The organism is Pseudoduganella umbonata (assembly GCF_014192225.1).
Lineage (GTDB): Bacteria > Pseudomonadota > Gammaproteobacteria > Burkholderiales > Burkholderiaceae_D > Rugamonas > Rugamonas umbonata.
The window spans coordinates 387,502-400,534 of record NZ_JACHXS010000003.1 but is presented as its reverse complement, the minus strand read 5'-3'; the positions used below and the strand labels follow the sequence as shown (position 1 = coordinate 400,534).

The window sequence follows — 13,033 nt, the reverse complement described above, 5'->3', positions numbered from 1 at the left end:
GCCGCGCCTTGCTGGTATTGCGCATCAATTATTTCTACCTGATAGCAAAAGACTGGCGGTCGGAAGCGATAGCAAATGGCGGTGCAACCCCACGATTGCCGGCGGTGTCCGGCAATCCCTTCCAACTGCTGCGGGCGCCGCTATTCGTTGCCGGCGATCGGCCGGCAGTAGCAGAGGGCGAGAACATTCTTATGGAGGGCGCCATGTTGGCGCTTTTTCTTTATCGGCCGCTTTCGCCATAAAGGGCGGAAAGCTGAGCGTGCGCAGGGAACCGTGGCCGCAGCGTGCCAACAGTTGCCGAAAATATCGTCGCGGCGTCCGGACGAAGCGATACAAATCTCCTCAACATCCCCTCAGTTTGTCAAACATCCGGTCTATAGCATGCACGTCGTAGGTTGTGTCTTGTCCACGACCACGCCAGGACGAAGGCGTATTCGTCCAACCCTTTCCAGCCTCATCTTGCACCCCGAGGGAACGACATGCATACACCAGCAGCCATCGACAATGTAGTAAACATCCATTCCGCAAGCACTGCGGATCCCGCCGCCGGAGCGCCGGCAGCAGGGGGCCTCGCGTTCCAGCTTGAACTCGACAATCGCTCCCTGGTCTTCAAACTGGTCGGGCCGGGCGACCGGCATTATGGCGCCGCCGTCGAGCTGGCCTGCGCCGTCTACCTGCGCGCCTACTGCGCCACCATCGCACCACGGCCGCACCGCTTCATCGTCTGCATCGACCTGGCGACCGGCGCCGCCATCGCCTGCGCCGGGCTGTCCTTCGCGGGCAGGGCGCCGCTGTTTTCCGAACAGTACCTGGACGCGCCACTGGAACAGGTGCTGGCCGGCGTCTTCCAGCGTCCCGTGCCACGCCGTGATGTCGCCGAGATAACGGCGCTGGCCACGATCGAGCCCAGGATCGGCACGGAGCTGATGCGCGTGCTGCCGCTGATCTGCTGGTACCTGGGGCTGCGCGGCGTGGTGTGCACTGCCACGTCGAAGCTGCGGCGCTGCTTCGACGCCATGAAACTGCCATTCCATCCGATCGCGGCGGCCGATCCCGCCCGGCTGCCCGTGATGCGGGACGTGAACTGGGGGACGTACTACGATACCCGGCCCATGACAGGCGTGATGCGCGTCGACACGCTGGGCGAATTTTTCGACACGGTCAGCTGCCGCTACAACCGGCATCTGCTGGACGGCGAAATCGTCGAAGGTTGCGAAAACATGATGACGGCCGCACCGATGTGGGAGGAGGCGGCATGATGCACTTCATCGACCGCATCCGCACCGCGATGCGCGAACGCGCCGATGCACCGGCGATCGTGCAGCTGGGTGGCACCGAGTCCCCGGGACGGCTCGTCACGTACGGCACGCTGGAGCGGGAGTGCAATGCGCTTGCGGCGGCGCTGGCCGCCTGCTGCGCGCCGGGCACCACCGTCGGCCTGGTGGCTGCCAATTCCGTGGCGTGGATCGAGGCCGACCTGGCATTGCTGATGGGGGGCCATGTCGAGGTACCCGTGCCGCTGGCGTTCAGTGCGGAACAGGCCGCCCATCTGCTGGCTTCCTGCAGCGTCGTGCTGACCGACGGCGAAGGCCAGCGCCGCTTCGAAGCATGGCGCGCCGATGCGCCGCACGAGTTCCAGTCGATGCCATGCCTCTCCATCGGCGCGCTGGTCGACGGCGCCGCCGCCGTGACGGCCCAGGCGCTTTCCGCCGGCACGCTGGCCGACCGGATCTGCAAGGTGATTCATACGTCCGGCACCACCAGCGCACCCAAGGGTGTGCGGATCCGCGCGAACGGCCTGGATGCGCTGCTCGCCTCGCTGTGGCGGCACGCCACGCGGGAAGACTATGTGCGCTACCTGAACCTGGTGCCGTTCAGCCTGCTGATCGAACAGGTGACGGCGCTGTACATGCCGTTCGCGGCAGGCGGCACCGTCGTGCTGCCGCCCGTCGGCGAAGCACCGCTGGGCGATCCGGGCGCCGTGGCGGCCGACAAGCTGGCGCTGCTGCGGCGCGCCCGCCCCAGCGCGGTCACCTTGCCCCCGTCGCTGGTGGAAGCGCTGGCCAGGGCGGCGGACCGTTTGCCGGACCTCGATACCGCAGCGCTGTGCGCGGCGCTGTTCGGCCGGCCCACGGCGCCCCTGATCGCAGCGGGCGGTGCACCCGTCGCGGCTGCCACGATCGGGCGCCTGGCGGAGCGCGGCATCACCGTGCTGCAGGGGTATGGCCTGAGCGAGAACAGCTCCGTGGTGTCCTGGAACACGCGCGCCGAAAACCATATCGGCAGCGTCGGCAAGCCGCTGGCGCACGTGGCGTGCAAGCTGGGGCCGGACGGCGAGCTGGGCATCCGCAGCGCTTCGCTGTTTGCCGGCTACAGCGGCAGCGATCCCAGCGCCTGCCATACCGATGCCGACGGCTGGCTGTGGACGGGCGACCTGGCGGCGATCGATGCCGACGGCTTCATCACGATCATCGGCCGCAAGAAAAACCTGATCATCACGGCGCACGGCCGCAACGTCTCGCCGGAACCGGCCGAGGCGTCGTACCGCAGCGTGCCGGGCGTGGCGGATATCGTGCTGCTGGGCGAAGGGCAGGAGACGCTGTCGGCCTATGTGCTGGTGGCCGCCGGCGTCGACCAGCACGCATTGCGCCGCGAACTGGAACGGCATGGCGAACGCTGGCTCTCCGGCGTCGAGCGCGCCGGCACCTTCGTGCTGGAAGCCGATGCGCCGGCGTTGCGGGCCGGCCTGTTCACCGTCACGGGCCGGCCGCGCCGGCAGGACGTCGAGCGCCACGTCCGCCAGCGCCACATCCTCGAGCGCCAGGCCGGCAAACTTCAAGGCGGCCTCCCGGCAGCCACCACCCCGTCTCATCAACATTGATCTTGGAGAAGCACGTGCAAACTGCAAAACACACCCGCCAGGCGGGACTGGTGGTACTGGGCGAGGCGGGAGAGACCCTCGCTTCGATCGGCAAGGCGCAACTGGCCGGCTGGCTGGGCGGTCACGGCTATGTCGTGCTGCGCGGCTTCCCGTGCGATGTGCAGGGCTTTTCCGACCTGGTGCGTGCGCACAGCAGCCGCATCAGCCTCGATCCGGCCCGCCAGTTCCACGGCCAGAACGGCAATGTGCTGGCACAGAAAGTCGATGCAGGCAGCGATGCGATCGGCCTGCACTGCGAAAACGGCAACAGCCCGTTCTGGCCCGACCTGTGCTGGTTCTTCTGCACGCAGGCTCCGGCCACGGGATCGCAAACCACCGTCTGCGACGGCGCCGCGGTCTACCGCGACCTGTCGCCGGGGATGCGCACAGCGCTGCTGGCACAGGATATCGTCTACACGCGCAGCGTTGGCGAAGCGCTGTGGAAGAATTATGTGCGGCATGCGTCCGATGCCGGACCGGAACCTGCGGACACGCGGACCTGTTTCGCGCGCCTGCTGGCACTCGTCGACGGAAGCATGCATACGCAGGTCGAACTGAACGCGGACCACTCTGTCACGTACAGCTTCCGTACGCCGTCGATCCTGGTCCGTTCGCGATTCAGTCCCGGCCAGCCGGCGTTCGCCAACAGCATCTTCGGGCCCTCGTTCAACTACGAGCATCCGCGTATCACGTTCGCGGACGGCACGCCGCTGCCGCAAGCGATGCGTGCGGCGCTGGACGAGGTCTGCCAGCGCCACACGGTCGACGTGGGCTGGCGCGATGACGACATCGTCGTCATCGACAATGCCCGCGTCATGCATGGCCGCCGCCGCATCGAGGATACCCGCCGCACCATCTACAATGCGCTGAGCTATTGCTGAAACAGTGCTGGACGGCACAAGCGAGCATCAGCTGAAGCGCGCTTTGCTCACGACGATGGACACCACCAGCGGTTCCGGCTGGTGGCCCAGGTCCGCGTCGCGCACGTAGATCAGGTGGCGCGTCGGCAGCGCGATACCCTGCACGGTCGTGTAATCGTGGAAGTAGTGCACGGCCGGGGTGCCGCCGTTGATGTCCACGTCGTAGTCGTGGCGGCGCAGCTGGCCGGCAGGCGACACGTAGAACGTCTGCGTGGCGTTGTGCGTGGCCACGGCGGCCGGGTAGAGCACGCGCAGGCGGTGCCACGTTTCGCCATTCTCGCGCCAGTCGTCGAGCTGTTCGAATTCGAAGCCCGGCTGCACGAAGGCGAACGGCAGGGTCAGGTAATTCCACATCGCGTAGCCGACGAAGTAAGCCAGCTGCAGGTCGCTCCACGGGGTTTCCAGGCCAAATCCGCCGAAGGAAGCGCGTGGCGCCAGGAGTTCTTCAATGACGCTGCCATCGGCCGCCTCGATCGCGGCGCGCTGCGGCGTCACGGACGTGCGCCGCCCGGCCGCGCCGAACGGCGCATGCGACGTCCACTGGCGGTGCAGGTCGATGGTGACGTCCACTTCGTCGAGCATGCCGCCCTTGCCTTTCAGCGGCCACAGGATGCCGCCCTGGGTCAGGTGGGCTTGCAGGGTCGAAAACCCGTTCCAGCGCGGCTGGCCGCCGTGCGCTTCCAGCATCAGTTGTACGATCTCGTTCATGGTGTCCTCTTCAGGCTAAGGTGGGTCAGTCGGGGCAGGGCAGGCCGGCATCGGCCCAGGTCTTCAGGGCGCGCACGAATTGCTCGTGCGACAGCGCCGGCTTGCTGCGGTTGGCGCCGGGATTCCAGGCCCACAGCACCAGCGGGTCGGTTTCCATGTGCTCGACCACTTCGCGCGGCGTCTTGCGGTTGCCATTGCGGGCCGGGTCGCGCAGCTGCCGGCAGATGCCCTGCTTGTCCAGGCCCTGCCAGTTCATCGAGAGCGGGGCCAGGTGCCAGTCCGGCACGCCGGGCACCTTGCCGTCGGCCGTGTTCGCGGCCTGGTGGCAGGCCTGGCAACGCAGCGCGGCGGAGCCATGGCCGTCCTTGCCGCGCACGACCTGCTGGGCATGCAGCACGCCCATGTCCTTCTGGCGCGGCGCCCCGACCTGGTGGCAGTTCAGGCAGCGCGGCCCCATCACCACGCTGGCAACCGGGTCGAAAAGAGCCGCCTTGGCGTCGGCGGCGCCGGCCGCGCAAGACCAGCCCAGCGCCAGCAGGCCGGCCAGCGCCGCCAGCGGATGGAAGCATGGCTTACGCATCGCGGGCCGCCTTGTGGATGGCCAGGCGGATGCGCTGGTAGGTGCCGCAGCGGCAGATATTGCCGGCCATCGCCTCGTCGATCTCCTTGTCGCTCGGGTGCGGTGTCTCGCGCAGCAGGGCGGCGGCAGCCATGATCTGGCCGGACTGGCAGTAGCCGCATTGCGGCACGTCGAGGGCGGCCCAGGCCTTTCGCACGCGCAGGCCCACCGGCTGCTTGCCGATCGCCTCGATGGTGGTGATCTTCTTGCCGATGGCGGCCGCGGCCGGCATCACGCAGGCGCGCGTGGGCTGGCCATCGATGTGCACCGTGCAGGCGCCGCAAAGCGACATGCCGCAGCCGAACTTGGTGCCGTTCATGTGCAGCTCGTCGCGCAGCACCCACAGCAGCGGGGTATCGCCGTCGGCGCCGATGTCGTGCAGCTTGCCGTTGATGTTCAGTTTCATGGGGTTCCTTCAGGTTCGGGCGGGGAGGGTGGCGCCGATGGGCATCTTGCGGATTCTCTTGCCGGCCAGCGCATGCACGGCGTTGGCGACGGCAGGCATCACGCAGGCCGTGCCCGGCTCGCCCATGCCTCCAGGCGTCTCGCCGCTTGGCACGATATGGGTTTCCACGACGGGCGCCTCGTGCATGCGCAGCACGCGGTAGTCGTGGAAGTTGCTTTGTTCGACACGGCCATCCTTGATCGTCACATCGCCGTACAGCGCGGCGCTGACGCCGAACACGACCGCGCTTTCGACCTGGGCGCGCACGGTGTCGGGGTTGATCACCACACCGCAGTCGAGCGCGCAGACGACGCGCACCACGCGCAGCTCGCCCTCCGGGCCGGCCACGACGTCGGCCACCATCGCCATGTAGGTGCCGAACGCGAACTGGACGGCCAGGCCGCGGCCCGCCTTGCCTGCGCTCGGGCCTTCCCAACCGGCTTTTTCGGCTGCCAGTTCCAGCACCTTGCGGGCGCGCGGATTGTGCCCGAGCAGGTCGAGCCGGTAACGCAGCGGGTCGGTGCCGGCCGCGTCGGCCAGCTCGTCGATGAAGCTCTCCACCACGAACACGTTGTGGGCCGGGCCGACGCCGCGCCAGAATGCGGTGGCCACGCCCTGCGGCTCGTGGCGCACGTAGGACACGCCGATCGCCGGGAAGGCGTACGGAGGCGCGTCCGCGCCATCGACCGTTTCCGAGTCGAAGCCGTTGTTGAAGGCGGCCGGCATGAAGCGGCCCAGCACCGAGGAACCGGTGATGTGGTGGGTCCAGGCAAGGGGCTTGCCCGCCGCATCGAGGCCGGCACGCAGCCGGTCGTAGAAGTAAGGGCGGAACATGTCGTGCTGGATATCCTGCTCGCGGCTCCATATCACCTTGACCGGGTGCGGCACCTCCTTGCCGATGCGCACGGCGCGTTCGATCATGTCCACCTCCAGGCGCCGGCCGAAGGCGCCGCCCAGCAGGAAGTTGTGCACCGTTACGCGCTCCAGCGGCAGCCCGGCGGCGTGGGCCGCCACGGCGTGGGCCGCGCCCATGATCTGCGTGCCCGTCCACACGTCGCAGCCGTCGGCGCGCACGTGCACGGTGCAGTTCACCGGCTCCATCGGCGCATGGGCGAGGAAGGGCAGTTCATAGATTGCCTCCAGCACGCGCGCGGCGCCGCGTAGCGCCCCTTCGGGATCGTTCTCCGACCGCACCTGCGCGCCGGCGCCCTGCGACGCCTGGGCCATGTCCGCCACGATCGCCGCCGTGGTGAGAGCGGCACTGGGGCCGTCTTCCCATTGCAGCGCCAGCGCGGCGATGCCCTTGTTGGCGGCGCCCATGTTGTCGGCCACCACGGCGGCGCAATCGTCCAGGCGCACGACCTGGCGCACGCCGCGGATCTTCAGTGCTGCGGCCTGGTCGAGGCTGGCCACGCGACCGCCGGCGACCGGCGAGATCGCCAGCGCCGCGACCTTCATGCCGGGCACGACCACGTCGATGCCATAGCGCGCCGAACCATCGAGCTTGGCGGCGGTGTCCAGGCGCTTTGCCGCGGTGCCGATCAGGCGGAACCGGCCAGGCTCCTTCAGCACGATGTCCTTCCCGGCCGGCGCCGGCAGGCGGCCCGCGGCTTCGGCCAGCTGGCCGTAGCGCAGCCTGCGGCCGCTCGCCGCATGGATCACGGCACCGCGCTCGGCGCTGCAGCTGGCGGGATCGACCCGCCACTGGTTCGCCGCTGCGCGCACCAGCAGGATGCGCGCCGCAGCGCCGGCCTGGCGCATCGGCATCCAGGCGGCGCGCATCGTCGTCGAGCCACCCGTCATCTGGCCGCCCAGCGCGGGGTTGGCGTACTTCGCGGCGTCGGCGGGCGCGTGTTCAAGCACGATCTGCGCAAGGTCGATTTCGAGTTCCTCGGCGATCAGCATCGGGATCGATGTATAGGTACCCTGGCCCATTTCGACATAGGGCATGGTCAGCATGACCTTGCCGTCGGCGCCGATGCGGATGAAGGCGTTGGGGCTGAACGCGGTGCCGGCTGGCAGTGCGCGCGCCAGGGCGCCCGGGATGGCGACCTGCAGCAGCAGACCGCCCGTGGCGGCGGCGCCGGCCTTCAGGAACAGGCGACGGGAGGAGTTCGGGGGCGCCATGGTCAGCGCCCTCCGCGGATGTGGCTGGACTGCGCGATACGCGGCGCAGGCGTGGCTTCATGGGTCATGTCGGACTCCGGTTGACGAGATGAAGCCGATTATAGGAACGGGCCGCTCTTGCCATGGGCCGGAAAAGCCCTGATTCGGGCCATCGTCCCTCTCCCTTTGGCGAGGGGCGGAAAAAGCGTTCAGGCGCGGCGGCGCAGTGCCTGTGGCGTTTGCCCAAAGACGCGGAACAGCGCCTGGCGCATCTGTTCCGCACCGTTGAAGCCCGTCTCGCGGGCGATCGCCTCGAGCGACAGCGTCCCGCCTTCGAGCAGCGCGCGGGCGGCCTCGGCGCGCAGCTCCTCGATCGCCCGGGCCGGCGACTGGCCCGTTTCAGCGCGGAACAGGCGCGTGAAGTGGCGCCGGCTCAGGCCCGCATGCTCGGCCAGCGTGTCGACCGTCAGCGGCCGGCGCAGGTTCTGGCGCGCGTAGGTGAGTGCGGCTTGGATGCGGCTTGTCTTCGGCGCCATGTCGAGCAAGGTCGAGGCCTGGGTGTGGGCCCCGCTGCGCCAGTGGTACACGACCATGACGCGCGCCACTGTCAGCGCGATCCCGGGGCCGAGGTCCTCCTCCACCATGGCGAGTGCCATGTCGACAGAGGCGGTCATGCCGGAACAGCTCCAGTGGTTCCCGTCGCGGACATGGATCTGGTCGGGCTGCACCTTCAGCTTGGGAAACTTGGCCTGCAGGTCGCCGGTGCGCGACCAGTGCGTGGTGACGCGCCGGCCGTCCAGCAGGCCGGTGGCGGCCATCAGGCGCATGCCGCTGCACACAGTGCCGGTGCGCCGCGCGGCAGCACCGGCATGCCGGAGCGATGCAACGATATCGGCATCGCCCGGCATCGGCTGGTGGGTGCTGAGCAGGAGGATGGTATCGAAGGTGCGGTCGCTCTCGCGCCAGGCACGCGCATGCACCATGGCGCCGGCGCCGCTGGCGACGATGCCGTCGCGGTCGGACAGCAGTTCCAGCCGGTAGTATGGCCCGCCAGGCTGGCGGTTGGCGATTTCGAAGACCGTCATCACGGCCAGGTCGATCGTCGAAAAGCCGGGAAACACGAAGATGCCGATGGTACGAATCATGGGGTAGTCCGTATCCTGGGTATTCGGTAGCCTGTACGAAGCGGGCGAGGCCCTGTGAGCGCGGTGCCGTGCCGCATGGGCGGCACGGCACGCATTGCTCAGTGCCCGACAGGGATCGGATTGTCCTTCAGCGACTGGTTGAAGGCGTTCACGAACGCGTGCTCGCCCGAGCCGGGGTTGTCGCGCAACGCCTGGATGCCGTCCACATAGACTTCATCCCTGCCGTCCGCCAGGCCAGCCATGGTGGCGGCGACGAAGTCGGGTAGTGGCATGGCGCGGGCATCGCCGCTCTTGTAGACCAGGTCCGTATCGACCCACGGCGGCGAAATCTCGATCACGCGCACGCCGCTGCCCGCCAGCATGAAGCGCTGGGACAGCGCATAGGAGTGCATGGCGGCCTTGGTGGCCGAATACACGGCGGTGCTGGCCAGCGGAACAAAGGCCAGTACCGAGGAATTGTGGATCACCGCCGCGTCGTCCCGGGTCTTCAGGTGCGGCAGCAGGGCGGAGGTCATGCGCACGGGACCCAGCAGATTCGTCGCCACGGTGGCGACAGCGGTCTCGTCGTCGATGGTGCCGGCGGCGTCGTCGAACGGCATGATGCCGGCGTTGTTGAACAACACATTCAGGTCCGGAAAATCGCGTACCAGCTGCGCGGCCGCGGCCTTGATCTGCTGCGGATCCTGGATATCCAGTTCCACGCCATGCATGCCGGGATTCGCCCTGGTCACTTCATCGAGCAGCCCCTTGCGGCGCCCGCTGATGATGACCTGGTTGCCCTGGCGGTGGAAGGCTTCCGCGATGCCGCGGCCGATGCCCGAGGTGCCGCCCGTGATGAAGATCGTATTGCCGCTGGTTTTCATGATGTTCCTTTCGGTTCAGTTGAGTGAATGACTGCCATTCTGGGCCGCCGGAAACGTGCGCGTGGGACGTGGTTAACGCAATTCAGGACATCCTGCGGCCTCGGCCTCGGAATGCCGATACCTCCCTCCCGTTCGGAGGAGGCGATCGAATGCCGCAAGGACTACGCTGCGGGCGATACCGGCTGGTCCGGCTTACGCACAGGAGAGATCACCATGACGACGAGCACCGGCGCGCAGCTTGCGCCTTCCACCGCTGCGGCTGGGGGCAGCAGCGTCACGGCCTTGCCGGTTGCCCTGTTCGGCGCGGTCATGGGGCTGGCCGGACTTGCGCTGGCCTGGCGCTCCGCGCATGCGCAGCTTGGCGCGCCGGCCTGGATCGGCATCGGCCTCGGTTGGCTTGCCATGCTGGCGTTTGTCGCCGTGACCGCCGCTTATGGCATCAAGGCGCTGACGGCGTTCGGTGCCGTGCAGGCCGAATTCAATCATCCCGTTGCGGGCAATATGTTCGGCACGCCCCTGATCAGTGTCCTGCTGTTGCCGATGCTGCTGGCCGACGCCAGCCTGCCGCTGGCCCGGGCACTCTGGGCGGCAGGCGCGGTCGGCATGACCGTATTCGCCTGGTTCATCGTCAGCCGCTGGATGCGCGGCGCGCAGGAGCCTGTTCACGCGACGCCGGCGTGGATCGTTCCCGTGGTCGGCATGCTCGATGTCCCGCTGGCCTTGCCGGCATTGCATTGGCCAGGTCTCCACGGCGTGGCCATGTTCGCGCTGGGGGTAGGACTGTTCTTCGCGTTGCCGCTGCTGACGCTGATCCTGTCGCGCCTGATGTTCCAGGAGCCGATGCCGGAGCCGCTGCGCCCATCGCTGATGATCATGGTGGCTCCGTTCGCGGTGGGATTCTCTTCCTATGCGAGCACCACCGGGCGCGTCGACGAATTCGCCACGGCACTCTACATGCTGATGCTGTTCATGCTGGCGGTGCTGCTGGGCCGCTTGCGCAACCTGCCGCGCTGCTCGCCTTTTCGAGTGTCCTGGTGGGCCGTCAGCTTCCCGCTGGCCGCCTCGGCAACCGCAACGCTGCGCTACGCCGGCCACGCGCAGGATGTGTACACCAACGGTATCGCCATGCTGATGCTCGGTATTGCCACCGTCGTCATCGCCGGCCTGCTGCTGCGCACGCTGGCGGAAATCGCGCGCGGCGAATTGCGTACGCTGATCGGGTAAGAGTCTTGTCCCGCGCCCGCAGTCGCGGCTAGCTCACGCGCTGCGCCGTCCTTCGCCGTGCGGCGCCAGTACCCGGCTGATGACCGCCTCGCCAAGGCCTTCGCGGCGCAGCATCTGTTCGGCACGCTCGCGACCGAGTTCCTGGAACACGGCAAGCGCAGCCTGCACGACGGCCGCGCCGATCACGTCCCGGCGGCGGCCGGTATTGCTGTAGAACAGGGTGATCCGCGCATCCGTGTGCAGTTCTTCGGAACACGGTGCGGAGCGCTGCTGGACGGGCGCCTTGCCGTTCCGGTTGCCATTGATCAGGCGGTCGATGATCGCCTCGGGCACTTCCGATGTCCGCCAGTAGGCGAGGGCGTCGTCGATGCCGAGCATCTCCATGAAGATCAATCCCGTCTCCACCCTCTGCGCCATCAACGCATCCTGGCGAAGCTCGTGCATGGTTTTCTTTTCTGACTGCCGCCTGCAAGCCGTGGATTGGGCGCTGGTCGTACTCTCCGGAGCAGGGCTTTCTCCTGCCCGCGTCGAGCCCGGTACGTCGACGGGCGGGTTCGCGAGGAAGATCCCGCTCCTTCTGTCGCTAACCGGGACAGCGGTACGGACGACGTTGGCGTTAGGGGGAACACCGGCTTCGGTTTGAATCATCGCTGGGTCGATCATGCCAGCGAAGGCGACGCGCTCGCGATGCCTGCGGACAGCAAACGGGCTCGCACATGTGCGACCTGAAGCATGTCAGCGCTTGCCCTGGTGGCTGGCGGTTTATCAAGAACGTCGAACATTGCATTAATCCCAAGAAGCTATGCAAAAAATACAGAAAGCGTGTGTTAGCCGATATTATTACATTGCTTCTTGATATTTACTGTGTCACAAGGGAATTTTTTTGTGAAGTTGCAACAACAGCACAGACAGAGAGCAGGCAGGCGCAATGGGCGCCGCACGCGGCGCCCATTGCGCTCCATCAGACCTGCCACGCGTCGAGGCGGACTACAACGGCAGTTCGCTGGCCACTTCCGGCCCCAGCCGGTTGATGACACCGTAGTTAATGCCGGTCCACCATTCCGAGCCTTCGCCCTGCAGCGCGTCGAGCGAAGCAGCGATGGCCGGGTAGTCCGCACCGACCAGGAAATCCTCGACATCGTTGAGCGAGGCGAACGACAGTACCGAGACCGCATCGATCCGGCTGCCCTCGGGATCCTGCTGGGTCGAGCCGATGTTGTGCAACTGGGCATAACGCAGCACCAGTTCGCGGGTGGACGGCTGCGCCATGACAAGCCGGGCATGCTCGCCCAGCAAACGCTGCTGGAACGCCTCGCGCGACATGCCGGGTGCGCGCAGGTGGATCATGACGAGGCTGACCGGATCGCGGTGGCGCGCGCTGGGAATCAGGATGTATTCGCGCGTGATCTCGCGCGTGACCATGCGAAAAGCCACCTGCTCGTCCGCGATGACGCGTTTGCCGAACTTCTCCTGGCCCAGCGTCTGCTCGAGGTCCGCCTCGTCGGCGTAAGCGATATAGGCGAAGCCGTCCCAGCGCGGGCGTGCGTAGGCGGGAACGCGCTTCTCCGGATCGGACGGCAGCCGCCCGTCTTCGGCGAGCATGGCACGGTATGGCGGCGGGAAGAAGGAGGAGGGACCGGACGCCACGCGGTGCACCTGGTCGTAGCGCAGCACGGCCGCCGACGAACTGCCCGGTTCGTCCCACGCGAACTTGGGTCCGTGGACCTTGCGCCAGTATTCGTCCCAGTGCTCGAATGCCAGGTTGGGGTTGCCCTCCAGCGCCAACGCATGGGGACGCCAGTTGGGGAAGTGCACTTCGTTGCCGTGGCGGCTTCTGGAGGCACCCGCATCCTGCGGCCGTTCGCCACGCGCCGTATCGTCGACGCGGCTGACGAACGTCGGCGTCACGATCAGGGGTTTGCTGGTGGAAGCACGGGTCGTCCCCAACGGAGGACGGTGTTGATGGTCGGTACGGTCGAAGTCGGTCGCCATGGCGTATCTTTCGTTTGAAGGATACACGACGATACGTACGTCCCCGCACTGGCTCGGTGCGGTGCTGCACAATATGCCGCCTGCCAGATGG

The 13,033-nt window shown here is 67.3% G+C and carries 13 protein-coding genes; 5 read left to right on the top strand and 8 right to left on the bottom strand.

Translation table 11 applies throughout. The annotated features are described in order from the left end of the window. The first annotated feature begins 8 nt into the window (after positions 1 to 8). From FHS02_RS10390 to FHS02_RS10375, 4 genes are all read left to right on the top strand, one after another. Positions 9 to 242, top strand: coding sequence for a hypothetical protein (locus FHS02_RS10390; RefSeq protein WP_137313357.1), 234 nt, complete (start codon positions 9 to 11; stop codon positions 240 to 242). Between the two features lie 237 nt (positions 243 to 479). Further along, positions 480 to 1,259, top strand: coding sequence for a thermostable hemolysin (locus FHS02_RS10385; RefSeq protein ID WP_137313356.1), 780 nt, complete (start codon positions 480 to 482; stop codon positions 1,257 to 1,259). After that, on the top strand, positions 1,256 to 2,881 hold the full coding sequence (locus tag FHS02_RS10380; RefSeq protein ID WP_137313355.1) for an AMP-binding protein: 1,626 nt from the start codon (positions 1,256 to 1,258) through the stop codon (positions 2,879 to 2,881). Before FHS02_RS10385 ends, FHS02_RS10380 begins: the two co-directional genes overlap by 4 nt. A gap of 14 nt (positions 2,882 to 2,895) precedes the next feature. Continuing rightward, the gene (locus FHS02_RS10375; protein WP_217496922.1) at positions 2,896 to 3,801 is read left to right on the top strand and encodes a TauD/TfdA family dioxygenase; all 906 of its coding nucleotides are present in this window, start codon (positions 2,896 to 2,898) and stop codon (positions 3,799 to 3,801) included. 27 nt (positions 3,802 to 3,828) lie between these two features. Here FHS02_RS10375 and FHS02_RS10370 read toward each other — a convergent pair whose 3' ends face one another. From FHS02_RS10370 to FHS02_RS10345, 6 genes are all read right to left on the bottom strand, one after another. Beyond that, positions 3,829 to 4,548 carry a hypothetical protein gene (locus FHS02_RS10370; RefSeq protein ID WP_137313353.1) on the bottom strand — a complete coding sequence of 240 codons (720 nt, stop codon included), beginning with the start codon at positions 4,546 to 4,548 and terminating at the stop codon, positions 3,829 to 3,831. Between the two features lie 25 nt (positions 4,549 to 4,573). Continuing rightward, positions 4,574 to 5,128 carry a hypothetical protein gene (locus FHS02_RS10365; RefSeq protein WP_175424768.1) on the bottom strand — a complete coding sequence of 185 codons (555 nt, stop codon included), beginning with the start codon at positions 5,126 to 5,128 and terminating at the stop codon, positions 4,574 to 4,576. Then, positions 5,121 to 5,573, bottom strand: coding sequence for a (2Fe-2S)-binding protein (locus FHS02_RS10360; RefSeq protein ID WP_137313352.1), 453 nt, complete (start codon positions 5,571 to 5,573; stop codon positions 5,121 to 5,123). Before FHS02_RS10360 ends, FHS02_RS10365 begins: the two co-directional genes overlap by 8 nt. 9 nt (positions 5,574 to 5,582) lie before the next feature. After that, positions 5,583 to 7,739, bottom strand: a complete 2,157-nt coding sequence (locus FHS02_RS10355) for a xanthine dehydrogenase family protein molybdopterin-binding subunit (protein WP_137313351.1) — start codon at positions 7,737 to 7,739, stop codon at positions 5,583 to 5,585. 188 nt (positions 7,740 to 7,927) lie between these two features. Continuing rightward, on the bottom strand, positions 7,928 to 8,863 hold the full coding sequence (locus FHS02_RS10350) for a GlxA family transcriptional regulator (RefSeq protein WP_175424767.1): 936 nt from the start codon (positions 8,861 to 8,863) through the stop codon (positions 7,928 to 7,930). A 98-nt stretch (positions 8,864 to 8,961) separates the two neighbouring features. After that, complete coding sequence (locus FHS02_RS10345) at positions 8,962 to 9,726, bottom strand: SDR family oxidoreductase (protein ID WP_137313350.1); 765 nt, start codon at positions 9,724 to 9,726, stop codon at positions 8,962 to 8,964. Between the two features lie 213 nt (positions 9,727 to 9,939). Here FHS02_RS10345 and FHS02_RS10340 point away from each other — a divergent pair, with 213 nt between their 5' ends. Further along, on the top strand, positions 9,940 to 10,950 hold the full coding sequence (locus FHS02_RS10340) for an SLAC1 anion channel family protein (protein WP_137313349.1): 1,011 nt from the start codon (positions 9,940 to 9,942) through the stop codon (positions 10,948 to 10,950). 33 nt (positions 10,951 to 10,983) lie between these two features. Here FHS02_RS10340 and FHS02_RS10335 read toward each other — a convergent pair whose 3' ends face one another. After that, positions 10,984 to 11,394, bottom strand: coding sequence for a hypothetical protein (locus FHS02_RS10335; protein ID WP_137313348.1), 411 nt, complete (start codon positions 11,392 to 11,394; stop codon positions 10,984 to 10,986). A gap of 543 nt (positions 11,395 to 11,937) precedes the next feature. Continuing rightward, positions 11,938 to 12,942: an EthD domain-containing protein gene (locus tag FHS02_RS10330; protein WP_137313347.1), complete on the bottom strand. Its 1,005-nt coding sequence runs from the start codon at positions 12,940 to 12,942 to the stop codon at positions 11,938 to 11,940. Positions 12,943 to 13,033 lie beyond the last annotated feature (91 nt).